Origin of the sequence: Thioalkalivibrio sp. ALJ12 (assembly GCF_000378305.1) — a bacterium.
Taxonomy (GTDB): Bacteria; Pseudomonadota; Gammaproteobacteria; order Ectothiorhodospirales; family Ectothiorhodospiraceae; genus Thioalkalivibrio.
Genome location: NZ_KB899539.1, coordinates 491,988 through 514,206 on the forward strand (window position 1 = coordinate 491,988; position 22,219 = coordinate 514,206).

Here is a 22,219-nt window from a genome sequence, read left to right on the forward strand (position 1 = left end):
CCTTTGCATCACGGGGATCTAACGCTTTCGGCGTAGACGAAAGAAATTACGCAGCAGCTCGGCAGAACGCTCCGCCGCCACGCCTTCGATGCATTCCAGACGGTGGTTATGAGCGGGGTGATTAAGCAGGTCGATGGCACCTCCGGCGGCCCCTGTGCGAGGGTCCGAAGCGGCAAACACCAGCCGCTCCACCCGGGCGTGGATCATCGCCCCCGCACACATGGAACAGGGCTCGAGCGTCACGTAGAGCGTGGTACCGGTCAGCCGATAGTTGGAACACCGCTTTCCGGCGCTACGGAGGACTCTAATCTCGGCGTGCGCAGTGGCGTCATGCTCGCCGATCGGTGCGTTGTGAGCGGCGGCCAGACAATAACCCTCCGCATCCACCAGAACAGCACCCACCGGCACCTCGCCGACCTCCGCGGCCCGCTCGGCCTGCGCGAGCGCGACATCCATCCAGTAGGCATGCGCACCGGGTTCCGTGGGCGCCGGACCTCGCTCGCCGGGTTCCATGTTCCGCGGGTCAGGCGCGACCTCAGCCGCCATCGCCCGGGCGCGGTGCGGCGAGTGCGCGTTCGATTGCGTCGACCAGGTCCTGCGGCTTGCGCTGGGGGGCGAATCGGTCGACTACGGAGCCATCCCGGCCGACCAGGAACTTGGTGAAGTTCCACTTGATCCCCTGCGTGCCCAATGCGCCGGGCGCCTGCTGCTTGAGATGCTGGTACAACGGGTGCGCACCCTCGCCGTTCACCTCGATCTTGGCAAACACCGGAAACCCGACCCCGAAACGCGCACCACAGGCCTGTATGGCCTCCGCATCACCCGGCTCCTGCCCGCCAAACTGGTTGCAGGGAAAGCCGAGTACGCGAAAGCCGCGTCCGGCGAACTGTTCCTGCAGCGCCTGCAGCCCCTCGTACTGCGGGGTGAATCCGCACTCGCTGGCCACATTGACGATCAGCAGGACATCCCCGCGATACGCCCCTAGGGGCTGTTCGGTGCCATCCGCCGCCGGCACCGAGAAGTCGAAGACATCAGTCATCGCGCGTGGCCTCGACATCTTCCAGGATCGCATCCTCCAGATCCGCCAGGACCTCGGCCGTCGCGCGCGACAGAGCCCCCACCAGCTGCGAGGCCGAGCGCCGCTCCAGCGCCTGCTCGGATTCCAGATGCACCAGACGACTGCGATCGCCCTGGCTCAACTGGGCGCGCAGACCCATGTGCCCGGTCCCCGTCACGGCCAGCCCATTGGATTCGACGGCTTCAGCCCCTTCTAGATCACCGTACAGCGCGGTGATCAGGACATGGACCCGCACGGCAGGACGCCCCTGTTCGCGCACCGCCGATGCGTTGTCGACCAGCTCCAGCGCGGCACCATTGCGCGTCCAGCGTTCCCGCAGCAGCTGCTCAAGCTGCTCCGACGGCTTCAGGAACCATTCGTTGTAGTAATCCGACTCGTACTGGTGATTCCCCAGCCGGTATACCAGTCCATTGCCGGCATAGGCCGGCGCGACCCTGACCGACCCCAGTTCGACGGCCACCGGCTCCTCCGCCGTACGTGCGGGTGGCTCGTCCGGCAACTCCAGCAGATACCAGGAGCGATCGAGCGGCTCGCGGTCCGGCAACAGCGTGCACCCGCCCAGGACCAGCGCGGCGAGCATCAGGGTCGGTACTTTCCACCAGTTCATGCTTACTCCTCGTCCATGCGGCTGCGCGGTGGCGGGGCACCGAACAGCGCGCCACCGGGGTTGCGGCGTACATCATCCGACAGGCCGCGCAGGCCCGAGATCGCGCCTTGCAGCTCGTCCAGGGTCTCCAGCAGTTTCGACTCACTGACATCCATGCCGCGATCAAGTCGCTCGACCATCGAGTCCATCCGTTCGACCAGGCCCGCGACATCGGCGGCCTCGGCCGTACGGCGCAGCTCCTGGATCGCCTTGCGGGTCTCGGTCGGAAGTGCCTGTGTGTCCGGATGCTCGACCAGGTTCTCGACCGACTGCATCACCCGATCCGCCGTGCGCATGGTCTGTTCGAGTTCCGAGATCAGGTCATCCGCTCGCTGGTTCAGCCCACCGGTGTCCAGACTGGACACGGTGTCGTCGACGGTCACCAGTAACGAGTTCAGGTTCTCGATCACGCCCTCAATGTCCAGCCCGTCGATCCGCTTGAGCAGATTCTCGGCGTACTCCATGAACTGCACGGCGATACTCGGGGACGACGGGATGTAGGTCGACCGCGGTTCCCAGTCGTGCTCCAGCGGTGGGTGTTCTTCCGGATCGGAGAAGTCCGCCTCCAGATAGTTCATGCCCGTGATGCCCTGCGCCGCGATGCGCACACGCAGTCCTGCGTCCACCAGGTTTTTCAGGACTTCGGCCTCGAAGTCCTGCTCGCGGGCACTGGCCGCGAAGCGGTCCGGCCAGAGCCTGGCCTCGACCATCACATAGCGTTTGCGCTCGCGCGGATCCACGTCTTGCTGGTACTCCACCGAGGTAAAACCGAGGTTCGTGATCTCGCCAATGGTCACGCCCCGGAACTTGACCGGCGCACCGATCTCCAGCCCCTGCACGGATGAATCCACGTAGGTCTCGATCGGGATCGATGCGCGAAAGATATTGCCTGCGGTCATGATGATCAGCGCGGTCACCAGCGCCACCAGGCCACCGACGATGAACAATCCCAGGCGAAAATGTTGTCGGGCACTCATGTAGATCTCTCTTCGGAGTCGGCCGAATCGGCCCGCTGCAGGAACCGCTTTACCCACGGGTGATCGGATGTGTCACGCAGAGTCGCCGGGTTCCCTTCGGCAACGATGCCCTTGCTTTCCTTGTCGAGCATAATGACCCGGTCGGCAATCGCAAAAATACTGGCCAGCTCGTGGCTGACGATCACGATGGTCATATCCAGGCTGCGCGCCAGCCGCAGAATCAACTGGTCGAGCTCCGCCGAAGTGATCGGGTCCAGTCCGGCCGAAGGTTCGTCCAGGAACAGCACTTCCGGGTCCAGCACCATCGCGCGCGCGATCGCCGCGCGCTTTTGCATGCCTCCGCTGATCTCCGAGGGCATGAAGTCCGCAAACTCGCCGAGCCCGACCAGCTGCAGGCGCGCCTTGGCGATCGCGTCCATCGCCTCGCGCGGCAGGTCGGTATGGACCTCCAGCGGCAACCGAACGTTCTCCAATAGCGTCATGGAGCCAAACAGCGCCCCCATCTGGTACATCACACCCACCCGGCGCAGGATCGCCGCGCGCTCTTCGCCATCGGCAGTCGTGATGTCGGCACCGGCCACCCAGATGTTGCCCTTCTGCGGCGTATACAGTCCGATCATGTGCTTGAGGAGCGTACTCTTGCCGCTCCCGGACCCGCCGAGGATTACGAAGATCTCGCCGCGCTGGACGTCGAAGTTGACGTCCCGCATCAGTACAAAGTCACCGAACCCCATGGTGAGGTCGCGCACCTTGATCACCGGCTCCGCGCTCGCCACCCGTCAGACCCCCATGTGATAGAACAGGACGGCGAACAGGCCGTCGAACACCACGATCAGGATGATCGACGTCACCACCGCGCTGGTCGTGGAGATCCCTACGGCGGCCGCCCCGCTGGCCGTTTGCAGCCCGCGCAGGCAGCCCACGCCGGCGATCAGCAGGCCAAAGATCACGGCCTTGAACAGCCCCGAGAACAGATCCGACAGGCTGAGCGCGACGGTCACCTGATTGAAGAACGCCGTCCAGGGGATCCCGAAGCCCTGCATCACCACTGCAGCGCCCAGCAGGCCGATCATGTTCGCGTACAGCGCAAGCAACGGCGCGACCAGAATGCCGGCGAGCACCTTGGGCAACACCAGAAAACGAACCGGGTCGAGCCCCATCGTCTTCAGGGCGTTAACCTCCTCGTTCACCTTCATCGTGCCGATCTCGGCGGCGAACGCCGCCCCGGAGCGCCCGGCCAGCAGTATCGCCATCATCAACGGCCCCAGTTCGCGGAACAGCGAAACCGCCACCAGATTGGCGACGAAGATCTCGCCACCAAACTGCCGCATCGCGATCGCGGACTGGAATGCCAGGATCACGCCCAGCAGGAAGGCAATCAGGGAGACGATGGGCAGCGCCTGGAATCCGGCCGCCTCGGCGACCCGGAAGGTATCGCCCCAGCGAACCTGGCGGGGATGCACCAGCGCCGAACCCAGCGCCCGCGTCAGTTCGCCAATGAATCCGAACTGCGAATAGGCCGCCTGCCCGACCCGGGACACCGCCTCCAGCGACTGGGCCCACAGTCCCCCACGTGTTTCGTGACGTGCCGGTTCAACGGTTTCCAGCTCTCGGTACGGGGTCAGCTGCTCCTCCACCAGGCCCTGGACACCCACCAGCTCCACCTTGCGCCCCGCCCGCTCGATATCGCGCTCCAGGGCATGGAGTAACGCCGCCCCGGCACCATCGCAATACTCGAGGTCCCCGACATCCAGCATCACCGCGGCCTGCGTACCCTGGGCCAGCTCGCGGGCGCGGCGGCGCAGAGGCGACCAGGCCCGCTCCACTGCATGCACGTCCAGCCGACCGGCCAGGTGCAGGCGGGCATCCGGCGAGGCTGTGGCATCATAGCGAAACGTCTGACCCGAATCGGCGGCCTGCTTGTCCATACTGTCGCTCGTGGGGCAATTGCGGCCATGGTAGCCGCAAACTCACCCGGCACGCGAAGCGGGGCTTAAATCTTTCCCACGCATCACGCTGATCGGTCTGCCCCTTTTCCGCCCGACACCATCCACCACGAGGAGCCCAATGCCCGCGGCCAACGAAGCTCTCCACCAGGTCGAAAGCGCGCTGAACGACATCCTGCTGGGCAAACCCGATCGGGTCCGGCTGGCGTTGACCTGCCTGCTCGCCAATGGCCACCTGCTGATTGAAGACCAGCCGGGCGTTGGCAAGACAACCCTCGCACACGCGCTGGCCGCAGCGATGAACCTCGATTACCGCCGCGTGCAATTCACCAGCGATCTCCTGCCCGGCGATGTCCTCGGGGTGTCGGTGTTCGAGCAGAGCTCCGGCGAGTTCCGCTTTCACCCCGGCCCGATCTTTACCCAGGTTCTGCTGGCCGACGAGATCAATCGCGCACCCCCCAAGACCCAGAGCGCCCTGCTCGAGGCGATGGAAGAACGTCAGGCCAGTGTGGAGGGCGCAACCCGCCCCCTGCCCCAACCGTTCTTCGTAATCGCCACGCAGAACCCGGAAGAACAGGTCGGCACACATCCCCTGCCGGAATCCCAGATGGATCGCTTCCTGATGCGCATCGAACTGGGCTATCCCGATGCCCGTGCCGAGCGCGCGTTGCTCGAACGCGGCGGTGGCGCGGCGGCACCCGTTGCGCATCCTGCCCCGAGCGCGATCGTCACACCCGAGGACCTGCAGGGCTGGCAGTCCCGAATTAACCAGGTGCATGCCGAGCCAGTGGTGCTGGACTATCTGCAGGACCTGATACAGGCGAGCCGCGACCGCGCACGCTTTGCCCACGGGCTCTCGCCCCGCGCCGGGCTCGGCCTGCTGCGCGCCGCACGGGCCCATGCCTTTCTCGATGGGCGCGACTACGTCACTCCGGATGACCTGGCGGACGTCCTGCCGGCCGTGTCCGGCCATCGGATCCGAGCCCGCGAACCGGACACCCCCGCACGCACGGTGGAACGGCTGTTGGAATGCGTGCCGGTTCGTTAGCCCTGCACAAGCGCTTCCGATCGCAGGGGCAACGCCTGCGTGAAGGCGTGATCCGCTGGATCACGCGGCGCCACCGCGACGATGGCTCGGAGGCGACGCTTGGCCGCGACCGCATCTACATCCTGCCGACCCGGGCCGGTTACACCCTCCTGGCGATCCTCGGGGTGATGCTGCTGGGGGCGATCAACTACTCCAACAACATGGCGTTCCTGCTGACTTTTCTCCTGGTCGGGATCGGCCATAACGCCATCTGGTATACCCATCGCAACCTGCTCGGGCTCAAGGTGTCGTCGCTGCCCACCACACCGGTTTTCGCCGGACAGCCGTTGTCCGTCTCCCTGCGCCTGGAGGATACGCGCGGCCGCGACCGGGAAGCCCTGCACCTGAGCATTGGCGAATACACAAGCGTGCCCGTTGCAGTACCGGCCCGCGGGCAGCAAGTGGTCAGCCTGCCCCTCCCGCCGCTCGGCCGCGGAGTCTACCGGCTACCCCGTCAACACCTGGGCACCCAGTATCCGCTCGGCATCCTGAATGCCTGGAGCTGGCTTGGGTTGGCCGCCGAAATCCTTGTGTACCCGCAACCCGTGGACCCGGGCGCCGCCCATACCGGTCTCGGAGACGAAGCCGGCCCCCAGCGGCGTCAGGAAGCCTCCACACCCGATCACATCCGCCCGTACCGCCCCGGAGACCCGCCCGGCCGGATCCTGTGGAAGGCCCTGGCCCGCACCGGCAAGCTGCACATCCGCGAAACGGTCGCAGGAGGCCGTGACACGCTCTGGATCGACTGGTCCTCCATGCCAGCCAGCGACACCGAGACGCGCCTCTCCATGCTCTGCCACCAGATCCTGGCCGCCGAGGCCGAAGGCCGCGCCTGGGGGCTGCGCCTGCCCGACCAGATCCTCCCGCCCGGACAAGGCCCGGCGCAGCGGGAGCGGGGTCTTCGCGCCCTCGCCGAATTCCGCTTCGAGCCGATCCCCTTGCCGATCCCAGAAACGCCCAGGAGAACGAAGGAGTGAACCGCGCAGGCCAGCACCGATCACCGGAACTACGAGGCCTGGAACTCGCCCTCCTGGCCCTGCCGGTGGCCGCGCTCCCGCATGCCTGGCACCAGCCACCGTGGGTGACGTTGCTCGTGGCGGCCGCCATCCTGCTGCGGACCTGGCTCCATCTGCGCGACCGCAGGCCGCCCGCCCTTGGTTTGATGGCTCTTCTGGCCGCGTTCGCGGGGGCAATGACCTTTCTGCAGTACGGGACCCTGTTCGGGCAGGAGGCGGGTACCGCGCTACTGCTGGTCATGATGGCCCTCAAACTGCTCGAGACCCGTAACCGGCGGGATATCGTGATCGGCCTGTTCCTTGGCTACTTCGTGGTCGTCACGACCTATTTCTTCGATCAGTCGCTGCTGATCGCTGCGTGGTCCCTGCTGTCCGCCTGGCTGCTGACCGCCGCCCTGGTCCAGGTACACGCCGGACGCGCCCTCGAACGGTGGCGCCTGGCGAAGCAGTCCGGCTGGATGATCGTCCATGCCCTCCCGTTCATGCTGATCCTGTTCCTCGCCTTCCCGCGCGTTCAGGGACCACTCTGGGGCGATCCGCAGCGTGACGAGGTGGCCACCACGGCCCTCTCGGGCGAGCTGAATCCCGGCGACATCGCGGAACTCCTGCAGGACCAAACCACCGCGATGCGCGTCCAGTTCCACGACACCGTGCCACCGCCCCCAGCCCAGTACTGGCGTGCACTGGTCATGACGGACTTTGACGGGCGGCGCTGGCAGGCCGAAGGCGGCCAGTCCAGCATCGAGGTTCCGGAAGCCGACGACCCGGACAACGTGGTGGCCTATACCGCCACGCTGGAACCCACCCGTGTGCGTTACCTGCCGGTGCTCGACTATCCCGTTTCGCTGCCGGATAACGCCGAGTACCGCGACAACCATCAGGTCATACGCGATCGACGCATCGTGAACCGCATCCAGTACGACGCCGAGGCCGACCTGTCGCGCCCACCGGGTGGCGAGGAAGCCCTAAGCAGCTCCGCCCGTGAACGCGCCCTTGAACTCCCACCCAGCGCAGCCCCTCGCTCCCGTGCCGAGGTCGCCCTCTGGCGCGCCACGCATGGCGATGATGACCGCGCGATCATCCAGGCCGCCCTGGATCGCTTCGCCGCCGCCCCCTATCGCTATACCCTGCAGCCCCCCACCCTCGCGGGGGATGTCACCGACCAGTTCCTGTTCGAAACCCAGGCCGGTTACTGCGAACACTATGCCTCCGCGTTCGCCGTGCTGATGCGCTCGGCGGGGATCCCGACCCGCGTGGTCACGGGCTACCAGGGCGGGGAATGGATGCAGCGGGGCGAATATCTGCGCCTGCGAAACGCCGACGCGCATGCCTGGAACGAGGTATGGCTGGATGGCGAGGGCTGGATTCGCGTCGACCCCACCGCGGCGATCGCTCCGGAGCGGATCGAGGCCGGTATTGGCGGCCTGACCGGTGGCGAGGGCGAATCCGTGCCCGATTTCCTGCGCCGTGACGGGCTGGGCTGGGTGCAACAGCTTCGGTTTGGGTTCGAAGACTGGCGCGATTTCGCCCGGTTCCGCTGGGAGAGCTGGGTGCTGGCATTCGATCCCGAGCGCCAGCGCGAGCTCTTCGCGCATTTCGGGCTCGACGCAACGGACTGGCGCGACGTCGTCACGGCACTGGGCGCGGGGTTTGGGCTGCTGGCGGTCGCGGCTTTGGCCTGGGCCGGCTGGCGCCGACCTCGTCGTCCCCTCGACGCAGCGGATCGACTCCTGCAACGCCTGTCCCGTCGCATCGAACGCCAACAGACGGGACTCGGCCGCCACGCACACGAGCCCGTCGTCACCTGGACCCGACGGATCAAGGCTGCACGGCCCGATCTCGCGCCCATCGTCGACGCCTTCGCCGAGCACTACAACCTGGCCCGCTTCGCGCCCGCGCGGCCCGACGACCAGGCCGGACATCTGATGGCCCTGCGCCGCCTGGCGGCATCCGACCTTCGGAAGCCACCCGTCGGCCAGCCTGCACCGCGGACGACATAGGATGCGCCAATGGAAAAGGCCCGGCCGGATTCAGCACCCGGTCGGGCCTTCAGGTCTTGCGCAGCGGCGCCGGGAGCCCCGGGGCCGCTGGGTCGTCCGGCCGCTATCAGGCCGCGTCGTTACGGAAGATGAAGTGGTGCCGCGCGCCGCGGCGCTCATCCTGACGACGAGCGACCTTCTGCACTTCCGGACGGTTGGCAAACTGCGCCAGCGTAATGCCGTCGAGGAAGTCGTACAGCTGCTGGCTCAGGTCATCCCACAGCTCGTGCGTCAGGCAGCGTTCGCCATGCTGGCAGTCCTTGTGACCCTTGCAACGGGTCACGTCGACTGATTCATCGACTGCCGTGATGATGTTGGCAATGCTGATCTGGTCCGCACGCTTGGCCAGGCGGTAACCGCCGCCGGGCCCCCGCACGCCTTCCACCAGGTCAGCCTTGCGCAGCTTTGCAAACAGTTGTTCCAGATAGGACAACGAGATGCCCTGGCACTGCGAGATGTCGGCCAGGGTCACCGGTCCGACCCGATCATGGATCGCGAGATCCATCATGGCGGTCACCGCGTAGCGGCCCTTGGTTGAGAGTTTCATGTCTTAAAGCCTCCGAGAAACCGTGATCGTGCGTGTCGAGGTCGACATCCATTCACAGATTCGAATCCGTTCACCTTTCCTGACAATCATAGTCAGGAATAATTCCCTTTTTACCTGACAGTTGTTGTCAGGAATAATTCCCTGATTGTATCAGGCGATTGCCGCGAATTCACGTACGCCAAACGCAGGTTATTGTGAGAGCCGTCTGATGCTGACGGAGTTCCCTCGGAAATTGTTAGAAAATTAGGGATTTCTGGATCACGCCGAACGCGAGCCGCGCTGGGCCGCCGGACGTGTGCTAAACCGGAAGGATACGACCGGTTTCGTAATCCGGGCCGTTCAGGATCACGACGAGGGTCCCCACCGGGAGGCGAGGAAACAGTTCGATGACCTCGTCGTTGCGCATACGTACGCACCCTACGGAGGCCGGCTGGCCGATCCGCCCCTCTTCATCCGTACCGTGGATGTAGATGTAGCGGTGGTAGGAATCGATGCTGCCCCCACGATTGAGGCCAGGCTCCAGGCCCTCGAGCCAGAGGATGCGCGAGGTGATGTTGTCGCGCTGGCTGCGCTCGCCTTCGCCGGTCAGGATCTCGGCAATCTCGCCAGTGTTCGCGCGCGCCCGGAACACCGTGCCGCGCTCGGCACCATCGCCGAAGCGCTCGGCAATGCGATGCAGCCCCAGCGGCGTCTTGTACGTGCCATCCTGGTTCCCGATGCCTCGCTCGGAGGTCGAGACATCGAAGATTTCCGTGACCTTGCCGTCTTCCCAGACGTACAGGCGCTGCTGGTCCACGCGTACCACCACCGCCGGCAAACCTTCGCCGCTTCCCGCCTGCGCCCGCGCCGCTTCCACGACCGGTTCGATCCACTGCAAACTCGGCAAGGTCACTACTCTCTCGTCACTTCTTGTTGGCCAGATCCAGCACCTCGCCCGCCACGGGCGTATTCACCAGTCCTTCGCCCCGCAGCGAGGCCAGATACTCGAGGTAATCAGGGGGCAATCCAGTCACGTACTCGCCGGTAAACACGGAGCAGTCGAAGGTCTCGATGTTTCGGTTCCCCCGCCGCACGGCCTTTTGCAGATCTTCCAGGTCCTGGTAGATCAGGCGGTCGGCGGCGATCGCCTCGCATACTTCCTGTTCGTCTCTGCCATGGGCAATGAGTTCATGCGCCGCGGGCATATCAATCCCGTAGACATTCGGATAACGCACCGGGGGCGCGGCGGAGGCGAAGTAGACCTTCCTGGCCCCGGCCTCGCGGGCCATCATGACGATCTCGCGCGAGGTGGTTCCGCGCACGATCGAGTCGTCCACCAGCATCACGTTCTTGCCCCGAAACTCCAGCGAGATCGCGTTGAGCTTCTGGCGTACCGATTTCCGCCGCTTCGTCTGGCCCGGCATGATGAACGTGCGGCCGATGTAGCGGTTCTTGATGAACCCCTCGCGATACTTGATGTTCAGTTCGTGCGCCATCTCCAGCGCCACGGTGCGGCCGGTATCAGGGATCGGCACGATCACGTCAATGTCATGATCCGGCCAGATGCGGCGGATCTTCTCGCCCAGCGCGGTGCCCATGCGCATGCGCGCGCGGTGCACAAACACGTTGTCGATCACCGAATCGGGCCGGGCAAAGTACACATGCTCGAAAATGCAGGGGTTGAGCTGGGTGTCCTCGGCGCAGACGCGCGTCGAGACCTCGCCCTCGGGGGTAATGAACACGGCCTCGCCGGGCGCCAGGTCGCGTTCCAGCTCGAAGCCCTGGGACTCCAGCGCGGCGCTCTCGGAGGCAACCATCCATTCGCGCCCGCCCTCCTCGGCTTCACGCGAGCCATAGACGATCGGACGGATACCGTTCGGGTCGCGAAAGGCCAACAGGCCGCGCCCGGCGATCATCGCGACCACGCCGTAAGCGCCCTTGGCGCGCTCGTGCACGCGTTCGACTGCGTTAAAAACGGAGTCGGCGGTAAGGCCGTTATCCAGATAGCGCAGGAGCTCCTGCGCGAAGACGTTCAGCAGAATCTCGGAGTCGGAATCCGTGTTGATATGCCGACGATCGGTCGCAAACAGGGCCTGTTTCAGTTCGCGGGCATTGGTCAGGTTGCCGTTATGTCCCAGCGTAATACCGAACGGGGAGTTCACGTAGAACGGCTGGGCCTCGGCAGAACTGGAGCTCCCGGCGGTCGGATAGCGCACATGACCAATGCCCATGTTGCCGATCAGCCCCTGCATGTGCTGGTCGTTGAATACATCCCGCACCAGGCCGTTGTCCTTGCGCAGGTGCAACCGACCCTCGTCGTCGCAGGTCACGATCCCGGCGGCATCCTGCCCGCGGTGCTGCAACACCAGCAAGGCATCATAAAGCGGCTGATTCACCGGGCCACGCCCGACGATTCCGACTACTCCACACATACGGCTCAGGGCTCCATCAAGGCGATCGACTAGAGATCTTCGGCGGGGGGTTCGGGTTGTGGTGCCGGCGCATCATCGGCAGGGGCATCCGGAGGCGGTTCTACAGGATCGGAGGCCAGCAGCTCACCAATCTGTTCCTGCCAGCCCTCCGGCAATTGCGCGATCATCCAGTCGACCAGACGCTCGAACTCGGGGATCAGGCGGCTGTTTTCCCACCAGCCCTCCTCGGGCATCAAGGTCAGGGACGCAGCGAAAACCAGCACGGCGACCAGTACCACCCCGCGCAGCAGACCAAAGATTACGCCGAGCGAGCGGTCGGTACCCGTCAGGCCACTCCCGCGTACGAGACGATTGGCCAGCACTCCGAGAATGCCGCCCACAATGAGGACCCCGATGAAGATCAGCGCGAACCCCACGCCCAAGCGCAAAGTGGCATCCGACAGCGCCTGCGGCAGGACTTCGGCAACCTCGGCGGCATGTCGAATACCCAGCCAGATGCCCACAATCCAGGTCGCGAGCGAGAACGACTCGCGCACGAAGCCACGAAACAGACTGATAAGCCCCGAGACAACGATCAGGGCAACAATGACCAGGTCGATCCAGTTCACGCGCGGCGGACTTCGGGTGCGAAAAGGCTGCGTAGTGTACCGCAGCGAATCGCAATTCGCAGGCGCTCGCCCGCGCTTGTGGAATGCCCGGGCCTCACGGGAAGGTCACCACGATGCCGGTAATATCGAGCTCGTCCTTCAGCTGCTCGCCCAGCTTCTGGGCCTCGTCGCGCTGCGCCACCGGTCCAACCTTGACTCGATAGATGCTGCGCCCCTCAGCCTCCGACTCGTCGATGAACGCCGGCAAGCCGGCCTCGCGCAAGCGCGCCTCCTCCTCGCGCGCATTGTCTCCGTCCCGATAGCTGCCCACCTGGACAGCCCAGCCGGCCTCGATCGCCCTGGACTCCGGAGCGGCTTCCACTGGTTCGGGGATCGGCCCATTGTCCTTGTCAGCTGCGGTCTCGCGACCCTCCTCGCCGTTCTCCAGCGCATGCAGGTCAGCAATTCGGCTCTCCCCTTCCCCCTCACGCTCGGGTCGCGGAGGCGTTGCCTCGCGTTCGGAAGGAAGCGCGATATCGGGTGCGGCGAAGGTCGGGGCATCGGGGACCGGGTCATCGATACCACTCATGTGTTCATAGCCCGCGCCATCAAACAGCCACGGGAGAAAGATCACGGCGATCACGATCAGGATCACCGCGCCTGTGAGGCGAAAGCGAATGGGATTATCGGTGGTCATGCCATGTTCGCATTGGGGTCCCGTGCGTCGGGTCTTCCCAGCGACCTTACGCCGCACGCGCCCGCCCGGGCAAGGCGAATGATCCGCTTCAGCCTCGCCATGTCACACTCCCTCCGCTACCGCTGAGTCCGGGAGTGACTCTCTCAAGGCCGCAGCAGCCAGCTTCGGTGCCTGTTCAAGGACCGCAGCCACCGTGTGAAACGAGCCGAATACGACGCAACGACCCTGTGAACCTGCCGATTCGGCGGCCTGTTTCAAGGCCTGCTGGATATCGCCAGCCGGACGGACCCCGGACTGACCCACCTGTTCCAGCTCCCCGGCCAGATCGGAGGCAGGAAGGGCCCGAGGGAGATCGAGCGGTACCGGAATCCAGATATCGATTAGCCCGTCCAGGTCGCGCCACATGGCACTGCGATCCTTGTCGGCCATCACCGCCACCAGCGCAACGGTCGGGCCTGCCGACGGGTTCTCGCGCAGCCAGCGGGCGAGCTCGGCGACGGCCTGGGCGTTGTGCGCCACATCCAGCAGCCAATCGGGCGGGCCATTCAGGCGCTGCAGACGGCCCGGCGGGCGCACCTTCAGAGCCCGCTCCATTGTGGCCGCACTCAGCCCGGCGTCCATGCCAAGCGACTCGACCACCGCCAGCGCGGTGGCGGTATTTGCCAGCGCCGCACCACTCAGCCCACGCGCCAGCGGGACATTCCACTCGACCTGGGCCCCATTCCAGCGCCAGACGAGCCGCTCCTGTTCAACCAGCAGGTCGAAATCGCGGCCCAGGCGGACGGTACGACACGCAAGCGCCTGGGCATGGTCCAGCACACTCTGGGGAGGCGACAACTCGCCGAGCACCACGGGGCGCCCCGCACGCATGATGCCGGCCTTCTCGTGCCCGATCACCTCGCGCGAATCACCGAGCCAGGCCTGGTGGTCGAGATCGACGGCGGTAACCGCCGCCACATCCGCATCCCAGATGTTCACAGCATCCAGCCGTCCACCAAGCCCGACCTCCAGCACCTGCACGTCGACCCGAGCCTCACGGAAGAGCCAGGCCGCAGCCAGGGCTGCAAACTCGAAATAGGTCAGCGAATCGTGACCACGAGCCTGGTCAATCGCCTCGAATGCCCGGCACAGGTCTGAGTCCGAAGCCGGGCGGCCGTTCAATCGGATGCGTTCGTTGTACTGGAGCAAATGAGGAGAGGTGAAAAGCCCGACATTCAGGCCCTGGGCCTGCAACAGCGCTGCCGTGCGCGTGGTGACCGTGCCCTTGCCGTTGGTCCCCGCGACAATGACCGTACGGGGCGTCCCCGGACCACGCAGCCCCAGCCGATCGGCGACCAGGGCGATGCGCTCCAGGGTGAGGTCCATCCCCACCGGGTGCAATCGCTCCTGGAAGGCCAGCCATTCAGCCAGTGTGGCGTAGCGCACGGATGGAATCAGGTAGAGCGCGGGGCATCCGTCGATTCGCCGGTGTCCTCCGCACGAATCACTTCCACCTCCGGCTCTTCTTCCTCGACCGGAGGCGCCTCGGGGGCCGGGGCCGGCCCGTGCGTCAGCATGCCGAGCACAGAGGCCAGACGACGGCGCATCTCGCCGCGTTCAATGATCATGTCGACCGCACCGTGCTCGAGCAGGAACTCGGACCGCTGAAAGCCCTCCGGCAACGTCTCGCGGACGGTCTGCTGGATCACGCGCGGACCGGCAAAACCGATCAGGGCGTTGGGTTCGGCGACGTTGATATCGCCGAGCATCGCAAGGCTCGCGGAGACGCCGCCCATGGTGGGGTCGGTCATCACCGAGACGAACGGGATACGTTCCTCGCGCATCCGCGCCAGCACCGCGCTGGTCTTGGACATCTGCAGCAGCGAGAACAAGGCCTCCTGCATCCGCGCCCCGCCAGACGCACTGAAGCAGACCAGCGGAATGCGCTGCTCCAGAGAACGGTTGGCACCGCGGACAAAGCGCTCGCCCACCGCAGAACCCATGGACCCGCCCATGAAGCGGAAATCAAAAGCGGAGGCCACCAGCGGGCGCCCCATCAGCTGGCCCTGCATGACGACCAGCGCGTCGCGTTCGCCGGTCGACTTCTGCGCGGCGACCAGACGGTCCTTGTATTTCTTGGAATCGCGGAACTTCAGGACGTCGGAAGATTCGATCTGAGCGGCGATTTCCTCGCGCCCCTCCTGATCGAGGAAGGTCTCCAGACGACGCCGCGCGCTCATGCGCCGGTGATGCCCGCATTTCGGGCAGACATCGAGATTGCGTTCCACCTCGGGGCGGTACAGCGTGGCGTCGCAGCCCTCGCAGCGCACCCACAGCCCCTCGGGCACGCCCCGCTTGCTGCTGTTGTCGGTACGGATGCGCGAAGGCATCAGTTTTTCAAACCAGCTCATCCTGAATCCCTTAGTCCTGCGAGCGCCGCATTCTACTACACCGACGCCTCGACGCCGGACGCGCGCACGCGGTCCATCTCCACGCGCATCCCCGCGACGACCTCGGACGCGGCATGAGCGAAACCGACCGGGTCACCGTCAAATTCCTCGGCGAGACGCACGATCGCGCTGCCCACGACCACGGCATCGGCCACGCGCGCGACCTGCCCGGCCGTCTCGGCGTCGCGAATTCCAAAACCCACACCCAGCGGGAGATTCGTATGCTGGCGAATGGCCTCAAGGCGCTCGGCCAGCGCGGAGGTATCCAGCGTCTGCGAACCAGTCACGCCCTTGAGCGACACGTAGTAGATGAACCCCCGCCCCGCGCGCGATACATGGGCAATGCGTTCGTCCGAGGTCGTGGGCGCCACCAGGAAAATCGGCGCGATCTGCGCGTTTTCCAGCAGCCCCGCGACGTCGTCGCATTCCTCGGGCGGCAGGTCCACCGTCAGCAGGCCGTCCAGCCCCGCCTCACGGGCCTTTTCGGCAAAAGTCTCGTAACCCATCCGCTCGACCGGGTTCAGATAGCCCATCAGCACCACCGGCGTCTCGGGATCGGTCTTGCGAAACTCGGCGACCATGCCCAGCACATCCCGCAGGCTCGTGCCGTAGCGCAGCGCCCGCTCGCAGGCCTTCTGGATCACCGGCCCATCCGCCATCGGATCGGAGAACGGAACCCCCAACTCGATCAGGTCCGCACCGGCCTTCACCAGCGCATGCATCAGCGGCACGGTGGCGGCCGGCTCCGGGTCTCCCGCGGTCACATAGGGCACCAGCGCAGCGCGGTTCTCCGACCGCAGCTTGGCAAAACGTTGCTCGATGCGAGTCATAGCGTGATTCCTTCGCGTTCCGCCACGGTGTTGAGGTCCTTGTCACCCCGGCCCGACAGGTTGACGATGATGCTCTGGTCCGGGCGCATGGTCGGGGCGAGCTCCAGGACATGCGCGATGGCGTGGGAGGTCTCGAGTGCCGGGATGATGCCCTCGGTACGGGTGAGCCGATGAAAGCCCTCCAGCGCCTGGTCGTCGGTCACGGCGACATAGCGCGCACGGCCCGTATCCTTCAGCCAGGCGTGCTCAGGTCCGACGCCCGGATAATCGAGCCCGGCGGAGACCGAGTGCGTCCCGACGATCTGCCCATGCTCGTCCTCCATCAGGTAGGTGCGGTTGCCATGCAGCACGCCCGGCTGCCCCGCACAGAGCGGAGCCGAATGCCGGCCGGACTCGATGCCCGCGCCCGCGGCCTCGACGCCGATCATTTCCACGGACTCGTCATCCAGAAACGGATGGAACAGGCCGATGGCGTTGGAGCCCCCACCTACGCAGGCCACCAGGGCATCCGGCAGCTTGCCGGTCATCTCCAGGTGCTGCTCCCGCGCCTCACGGCCAATCACGGCCTGAAAGTCCCGCACCATGGCCGGATACGGATGCGGACCCGCGACGGTACCGATGATGTAGAAGGTGTCGTCGACATTGGTGACCCAGTCGCGCATCGCCTCGTTCAAGGCGTCCTTCAGCGTGCGCGTGCCCGATTTCACCGCGACTACCTCGGCCCCTAACAGACGCATACGGAAAACGTTCGGAGTCTGGCGGCGCGTGTCCTCCTCGCCCATATAGATCACGCATTCCAGCCCCAGGCGCGCGGCCACGGTCGCGGTGGCCACGCCATGCTGGCCGGCACCGGTCTCCGCGATGATGCGGGTTTTGCCCAGGCGCTTGGCCAGCAGGGCCTGACCGATGGTGTTGTTCACCTTGTGCGCGCCGGTGTGGTTCAGGTCTTCGCGCTTGAAGTACACCTGCGCCCCGCCCAGCTCCTTCGACAGGCGCTCGGCGTGGTAAAGCGGATTGGGCCGCCCGACGAACTGCTTCAGATCATGGTCCAGCTCTGCCATGAAATCGGCATCGCCCATGTACTGCTCGTACGCCTTTTGCAGCTCGTCCAGCGCACCCATCAGCGTCTCGGACACAAAGCGCCCGCCATAGGGCCCGAAATGCCCGCGGGCATCCGGGAACGCCGCCCAGTCGATCTTGCTCATTCGTTCACCTCGCATTGGCGCACGGCCTTCACAAAGGCCTCCATGCGCCGTGCATCCTTGATTCCCGGGCCACTCTCGACCCCGGAGCTTACGTCGACCCCGTACGGGCGCAGGTGTTCCAGCGCCTCGCGTACCGAATCCTCGTCCAGCCCCCCGGCCAGCAGCCAGGGCCGGTCCAGCCCATCGGGCACCGTGTCCCAGTCGAACCGGTGGCCGGAACCGCCACTACGTCCGGCTCCATGGCTGTCCAGCAGAAAGCCCTGCGCCTGGGGGTGGGCGTCCATCACCGGCCGCGGATCACCCGTCTCGTTCATCGACACCGCTTTGAGATAGGGGTACCCGAAACGCGCACATTCCGTTGCCGATTCATGACCGTGGAACTGCAGGCAGTCCAGGCGCACCCCGGAAAGGATCTCCTCGACGCGCGCCGGCTCCGGATCCACGAACAGCCCCACCGTCGTCACGAAGGGCGGCAGCGCCGCAGCGATCTCCGCCGCCTGGTCGGGCTCGACATAACGGCGGCTGGGCGGATGGAACACCAGGCCAATCGCGTCGGCCCCGGCACGCGCCGCGGCCACCGCCTGCTCCGGCGTCGTGATCCCGCAAATCTTTACCCGATAGCGCATCCCGCTCCGGCCTCATTCATCAAGCGCCAAAGCCTACCAGAACCGCGGCCCGCGACCCCTTTCCCGCAATCAGATCGCCCCATTGCCGGGGATCCCTTCCAGCATCGGCCCCTCGGCACTGGGGAGAGCGAACTCGGGCGGATAGTCGACGTGCACGAAATAAAGCCCCCCGGCCGGCGCCGTGATCCCCGAGACGCGCCGGTCGCGGGCCGCAAGAATCCGTGCAGCCCAGCCCGGCTCTTCGCGCCCGTCGCCGATCGCCAGAAGAACCCCGGCGATGTTGCGTACCATGTGATGCAGGAAGGCATTGGCATGGATATCCAGAATCACATACGAACCCCGCCGCTGGACCGCAATCAAGTGCACCTCCCGGATCGGCGACTTGGCCTGGCACCCGGCGGCGCGCAAGCTGGAAAAGTCGTGTTCGCCCACGAAGACCTGCGCCGCGTCGTGCATCCGCGCGGCATCCAGCGGACGGCGCCACCAGGCCACCCGCCCCGCTTCCAGTGCAGGCCGCACCGCTCGATTCGCGATCACATAGCGATAGCGGCGACCGAATGCCTTGAAACGCGCATGAAAGTCTTCAGCGACCGGCTCGGCCCAGCGCAGGGCAATCCCGTCCGGTAGGCGACTGTTTACACCCAGCACCCAGGAATGCCGCTCCCGCACCGCCGAAGTGTCAAAGTGCGCCACTTGAGCGGTCGCATGCACACCCGCGTCCGTGCGCCCCGCGCAGCTGAGCTCGATCCCGTGATTCGCCACGAAACTCAGCGCCGCTTCCAGATGCCCCTGCACGCTGGGGCCGTCTTTCTGGCGTTGCCAGCCCAGCAGCCCACGCCCGTCGTACTCGACCCCCAACGCCCAGCGCTGACAAACCGTTCCAGGCACCCGGTCTGCATCACGCATTGTCGAAGTCGCATTTGTCATCACCCGATCACCACCACCAGGCGATCCAGCCACCTGCAACCGCCACTGTCCACAACCACACCACGGCCCCCGCGCCCTCTTTCCGAACCTCGTCCATGTCCTGGTGGGACTCGCGAGCCCCTGGCGCTGGCACCTCCCCACTCAAGGCCCGATCCAGCCGAGCAATCAGCCAGTCGCGCGCCGCCTGCAGTCGTTCCCGCCATCCACCCCGGAGTTGCTCACGTTCGCGCTCGGTATTAACCCGATCCGACTCGAACAGCGCCAGAGCCAGAAAAAGCCGCTGCGCGAAGCGCGCGCCCCACGCGCCAAAGCAACCACGAGGACCCGCCAACAAGGTCGACAGCGCCCAGACCAGCTCGCCGCGCGAGAAACGCTCCGTCAGCCAGACCACCAGCACCACCACCAGCGCCAACGCCCCGATCCGCCAGGCGGCCTCGCTCAGGCCGGCCAGCACCGAATCCCCGCCTGCTTCGACTGGCCATACGCCGAAGAACACCAGCAACGAGAGATAAAACCATTTCAGTCGCCAGAGCAGGCGCCCGCATCGCCGCCAGGCGAACGGCCCGACCCATACCAACCCGACCGCGCCAACCAGCACTGCCAGCACCACGGCCGGCTTCGCGGTCGCCAGCACCACCGACACCAGCAAAACGGCCGGGAGCGCCCACAGGGACGCCGACCCGGCCGTTTCTTGTTGCCTATCGAAACCCTGCCGCATCATCGCGACAGGATACTCTTCACAAGACAGATGGACGGCTCAGGAGCCGTCCAATTGCTGACGAATCGCCTCCGCCTGGGCCTTCTGGTCGTCCGACCCGGTGGCCACAATCTCGTCGATCAGTTCACGCGCGCCCTCGTCATCGCCCATGTCCGCATAGGCCTGCGCCAGGCTCAACCGTGTCTCATTGTCTTCGTCCGCCCCGATGGGCGCAGAGGCATCGCCCTCCAGCGGCAAGTCCCCTTCCTGGCCGGCAGCCGGCAAATCGTCGGCTCCCAAATCCAATGCCGGGATGTCACTCCCAGCCGCGTCGCCCCGGGTCTCTTCATCCAGGTTCGGCAGATCGCTGTCGTCGATATCGAATGACAAGTCGTTCAGGTCGTCGCTCCGCGCTTCGTCCGTTTCCGAAGACGTCTTCTCCGCAGGCGTCGAAGCCCCTTCATCGAAGGTCTCGTCGAAATCAAAGGCCAGCCCGGAATCGGTCTCTTCTTGTGGCTCGGCGGTGTCCCCGAGATCTTCGGTTTCGGATTCCACATCCGGGAGATCCAGGCCGGAGAAGTCGATTTCGTTCGGCGCTTCGCCGTCACCCGCCGCCTGCGGCTCCACCGCAGCACCCAGACCTTCGACACCCGCCGGAGCGCCCGCAGGTCCAGCGCTGTCATCATCGGCGCCACCGATACGCGATTCCAGTTCCGCCAGATGATTGCGGGTTTCAACATCGTCCGCCGGCAGGCGTTCGCGCAGGGCGGATGCCGCCTCGCGGGCGCCCTCTTCGTCGCCCAGCGCCACGCGCGCCTCGACCAGCTTCAGACGATACTGGGAATTATCCGGATCGCGCTCGATGGCCTGGGTCAGCGTCTCTTCGGCCTGATCATTCATCCCGTAGGCCAGGCAGACATCCACTTCCGCCAGCACGTCGTCCACCGAAGCGTCGCCACTGGAGCTCACCACGACAGGCTCACTCACCGACTCCTCCGGCTCGTCCGACTGCTCGCGATCATCGTCCTTGCCCGCGACCGCTCCGGCCGCCAGGCCCGCTGCGGCCCCTCCGGCTACGGCTGCACCGGCGCCGCTCGATCCCGCGCCCGCACCATCGATCTCACGCGCTTCGTAGCCGACGGGATCCGCGGCCGCGGCCCGCACACCGCTGTTGTCCGCCCGCGCCGGCATGCCGGCGGCACGCTCTTCAACCACCACCTCGCGCCGACCACCGCGCGCAAAGGCCAACAGCACCAGCAGCAGCAGGATCACCAGTGCAATCGCCATCATCAGCAGCAGCGGATCGTTCATGATCCGCTCGTGCAGCGGCGCATTGCGTTCGGCATCGGCCCGATCGAGCCGTGCCATCAGTTCATTGCGTTCCGCCCGCAGCTGGCTCAGCTGCTCCTCCAGCTCGGCCATATTCTCGCTCGAAAGCTCCGCAAGACGGCCTCGCTCACCCAGTTCCTCGCGCAGTTCTGTAATCTGATCGCGCATCCCCTCCATCTCGGCGCGCTGGGACAGCATGGCTTCCTGGAGCAGATCGGGGGACTCGGCCGCGGCAGCCGCGCCTTCATCCGTCTCCGGCAGGAGTTCTGTCACAATCTCCAGGCGGTCGTCAGCCGCGGCCGCTTCATCGTCCTCGTCCGTAGCGGCCACGGCGTCATCCGCGGCGGCCTCGTCGTCCTCCGCTACCGTCTCATCCTCTTCCGGGACCGCTTCGACTTCCGTCTCGACTTCCGCTGCTTCTTCAGGCTCGGGTTCTTCGCGGGCTGCCGTCACCGTTCCGTCGCGCCAGGCCTGAACCTGCCGCTGCACTTCCTGCCGCGCCTCGGCCGCACTGCGCGACTCAAGCTCCGAACGCGACGGGACGGTCAGTTCGGCACCCGCGCGCAGGCTGTTGATGTTCTGGTCAGAAAACGCGTCGGGGTTGGCCTCCAGGAACGCCACCATCGCCTGATCCGCCATACCGGCCAGACCCGCGCGCTCCACGATGCGATAGAGGGTATCGCCGCTACGCACGGTATAGGCCTCGCCTTCGCGCGGCATCGGCGTGTCTTGTCGACGCGGTGCCCCCCGAGCGGTGTCACGCGGGACCGGAGCGGCCGCTCCGGAAGGCATGGTGTCCGGCGGATCGAGCAACAGGGAGACTTCGCGCATCGAGCGCCCACCATCCCAGCGGGCCTCGAGGAGGATGCCCACATAGGGCTCGCGCACCGGCTGACGCGTGGTCAGTACCACCCGACGATCGGACCCCTCACCCTGAACCTGGATGTTCAGGTCACCAGGCACACTGCCGCGGCTCATGCCTGCGCGCCGGTATTCGTTTTCCGAAGCCTGGCGCACCTGCAGCGAATCACTGGCTGCGGCACCCCCTCGCAGCGGAATCTCCGCCCGCAAGGTCTGGTTCAGATGGGATTGCAGGTTGACCTCACCGAAACTCACCGAATTCGATGATGCCGGTGCAACCAGCA

At 65.8% G+C, this 22,219-nt stretch carries 22 protein-coding genes; 3 read left to right on the forward strand and 19 right to left on the reverse strand.

Features of this window, described 5'->3' with window-relative positions; translation table 11 throughout:
* Positions 1 to 18: 18 nt before the first annotated feature.
* Genes tadA through F467_RS0109645 form a run of 6 tightly spaced genes read right to left on the reverse strand, consistent with a single transcriptional unit; the run spans position 19 to position 4,629 of the window.
* Positions 19 to 546 (reverse strand): tRNA adenosine(34) deaminase TadA, encoded by a 528-nt coding sequence (gene tadA / locus F467_RS0109620; RefSeq protein ID WP_018139366.1) that lies wholly within the window; start codon positions 544 to 546, stop codon positions 19 to 21.
* Positions 536 to 1,039 (reverse strand): glutathione peroxidase, encoded by a 504-nt coding sequence (locus tag F467_RS0109625; RefSeq protein ID WP_018139365.1) that lies wholly within the window; start codon positions 1,037 to 1,039, stop codon positions 536 to 538. Before F467_RS0109625 ends, tadA begins: the two co-directional genes overlap by 11 nt.
* Positions 1,032 to 1,685, reverse strand: coding sequence for an ABC-type transport auxiliary lipoprotein family protein (locus F467_RS0109630; RefSeq protein WP_018139364.1), 654 nt, complete (start codon positions 1,683 to 1,685; stop codon positions 1,032 to 1,034). Before F467_RS0109630 ends, F467_RS0109625 begins: the two co-directional genes overlap by 8 nt.
* A 2-nt stretch (positions 1,686 to 1,687) precedes the next feature.
* Positions 1,688 to 2,701, reverse strand: coding sequence for an MlaD family protein (locus tag F467_RS0109635; RefSeq protein WP_018139363.1), 1,014 nt, complete (start codon positions 2,699 to 2,701; stop codon positions 1,688 to 1,690).
* Complete coding sequence (locus F467_RS0109640; protein ID WP_018139362.1) at positions 2,698 to 3,477, reverse strand: ABC transporter ATP-binding protein; 780 nt, start codon at positions 3,475 to 3,477, stop codon at positions 2,698 to 2,700. The genes F467_RS0109635 and F467_RS0109640 overlap by 4 nt, the downstream gene beginning before the upstream one ends.
* Positions 3,478 to 3,480: 3 nt before the next feature.
* Positions 3,481 to 4,629 (reverse strand): MlaE family lipid ABC transporter permease subunit, encoded by a 1,149-nt coding sequence (locus F467_RS0109645; RefSeq protein ID WP_018139361.1) that lies wholly within the window; start codon positions 4,627 to 4,629, stop codon positions 3,481 to 3,483.
* 139 nt (positions 4,630 to 4,768) lie between these two features.
* Here F467_RS0109645 and F467_RS0109650 point away from each other — a divergent pair, with 139 nt between their 5' ends.
* From F467_RS0109650 to F467_RS0109660, 3 genes are read left to right on the forward strand one after another with little or no spacing between them, the layout of a single operon-like run.
* On the forward strand, positions 4,769 to 5,695 hold the full coding sequence (locus F467_RS0109650; protein WP_018139360.1) for a MoxR family ATPase: 927 nt from the start codon (positions 4,769 to 4,771) through the stop codon (positions 5,693 to 5,695).
* Entirely contained in the window at positions 5,677 to 6,711 is a 1,035-nt protein-coding gene (locus F467_RS0109655; RefSeq protein ID WP_018139359.1) for a DUF58 domain-containing protein, read from the forward strand. The genes F467_RS0109650 and F467_RS0109655 overlap by 19 nt, the downstream gene beginning before the upstream one ends.
* Positions 6,708 to 8,750: a DUF3488 and transglutaminase-like domain-containing protein gene (locus F467_RS0109660; protein ID WP_018139358.1), complete on the forward strand. Its 2,043-nt coding sequence runs from the start codon at positions 6,708 to 6,710 to the stop codon at positions 8,748 to 8,750. The genes F467_RS0109655 and F467_RS0109660 overlap by 4 nt, the downstream gene beginning before the upstream one ends.
* 106 nt (positions 8,751 to 8,856) lie before the next feature.
* Here the strand turns inward: F467_RS0109660 and iscR are convergent, their stop codons facing one another.
* From iscR to F467_RS0109725, 13 genes are all read right to left on the reverse strand, one after another.
* The gene (gene iscR / locus F467_RS0109665) at positions 8,857 to 9,336 is read right to left on the reverse strand and encodes a Fe-S cluster assembly transcriptional regulator IscR (protein WP_018139357.1); all 480 of its coding nucleotides are present in this window, start codon (positions 9,334 to 9,336) and stop codon (positions 8,857 to 8,859) included.
* Positions 9,337 to 9,634: 298 nt separating this feature from the next.
* Positions 9,635 to 10,228, reverse strand: coding sequence for a L,D-transpeptidase (locus tag F467_RS0109670; protein ID WP_018139356.1), 594 nt, complete (start codon positions 10,226 to 10,228; stop codon positions 9,635 to 9,637).
* A gap of 10 nt (positions 10,229 to 10,238) precedes the next feature.
* Positions 10,239 to 11,747 (reverse strand): amidophosphoribosyltransferase, encoded by a 1,509-nt coding sequence (gene purF / locus F467_RS0109675; protein WP_018139355.1) that lies wholly within the window; start codon positions 11,745 to 11,747, stop codon positions 10,239 to 10,241.
* A gap of 29 nt (positions 11,748 to 11,776) precedes the next feature.
* A complete protein-coding gene (locus tag F467_RS0109680) occupies positions 11,777 to 12,355 on the reverse strand; it encodes a CvpA family protein (RefSeq protein ID WP_018139354.1) in 579 nt (192 codons plus the stop codon).
* A 94-nt stretch (positions 12,356 to 12,449) separates the two neighbouring features.
* Positions 12,450 to 13,031, reverse strand: a complete 582-nt coding sequence (locus F467_RS0109685) for an SPOR domain-containing protein (protein WP_018139353.1) — start codon at positions 13,029 to 13,031, stop codon at positions 12,450 to 12,452.
* Between the two features lie 102 nt (positions 13,032 to 13,133).
* Positions 13,134 to 14,456, reverse strand: a complete 1,323-nt coding sequence (locus F467_RS0109690) for a folylpolyglutamate synthase/dihydrofolate synthase family protein (RefSeq protein WP_018139352.1) — start codon at positions 14,454 to 14,456, stop codon at positions 13,134 to 13,136.
* A gap of 8 nt (positions 14,457 to 14,464) precedes the next feature.
* Positions 14,465 to 15,421, reverse strand: a complete 957-nt coding sequence (gene accD / locus F467_RS0109695; protein WP_018139351.1) for an acetyl-CoA carboxylase, carboxyltransferase subunit beta — start codon at positions 15,419 to 15,421, stop codon at positions 14,465 to 14,467.
* 35 nt (positions 15,422 to 15,456) lie between these two features.
* A complete protein-coding gene (trpA, locus tag F467_RS0109700; RefSeq protein ID WP_018139350.1) occupies positions 15,457 to 16,290 on the reverse strand; it encodes a tryptophan synthase subunit alpha in 834 nt (277 codons plus the stop codon).
* A complete protein-coding gene (trpB, locus tag F467_RS0109705) occupies positions 16,287 to 17,495 on the reverse strand; it encodes a tryptophan synthase subunit beta (protein WP_018139349.1) in 1,209 nt (402 codons plus the stop codon). Before trpB ends, trpA begins: the two co-directional genes overlap by 4 nt.
* Positions 17,492 to 18,121, reverse strand: a complete 630-nt coding sequence (locus F467_RS0109710; protein ID WP_018139348.1) for a phosphoribosylanthranilate isomerase — start codon at positions 18,119 to 18,121, stop codon at positions 17,492 to 17,494. The genes trpB and F467_RS0109710 overlap by 4 nt, the downstream gene beginning before the upstream one ends.
* A gap of 69 nt (positions 18,122 to 18,190) precedes the next feature.
* Positions 18,191 to 18,979: a tRNA pseudouridine(38-40) synthase TruA gene (truA, locus tag F467_RS0109715; RefSeq protein ID WP_018139347.1), complete on the reverse strand. Its 789-nt coding sequence runs from the start codon at positions 18,977 to 18,979 to the stop codon at positions 18,191 to 18,193.
* A 76-nt stretch (positions 18,980 to 19,055) separates the two neighbouring features.
* The gene (locus F467_RS0109720) at positions 19,056 to 19,769 is read right to left on the reverse strand and encodes a hypothetical protein (RefSeq protein ID WP_018139346.1); all 714 of its coding nucleotides are present in this window, start codon (positions 19,767 to 19,769) and stop codon (positions 19,056 to 19,058) included.
* A 36-nt stretch (positions 19,770 to 19,805) separates the two neighbouring features.
* A complete protein-coding gene (locus F467_RS0109725; RefSeq protein ID WP_018139345.1) occupies positions 19,806 to 22,190 on the reverse strand; it encodes a FimV/HubP family polar landmark protein in 2,385 nt (794 codons plus the stop codon).
* Positions 22,191 to 22,219 lie beyond the last annotated feature (29 nt).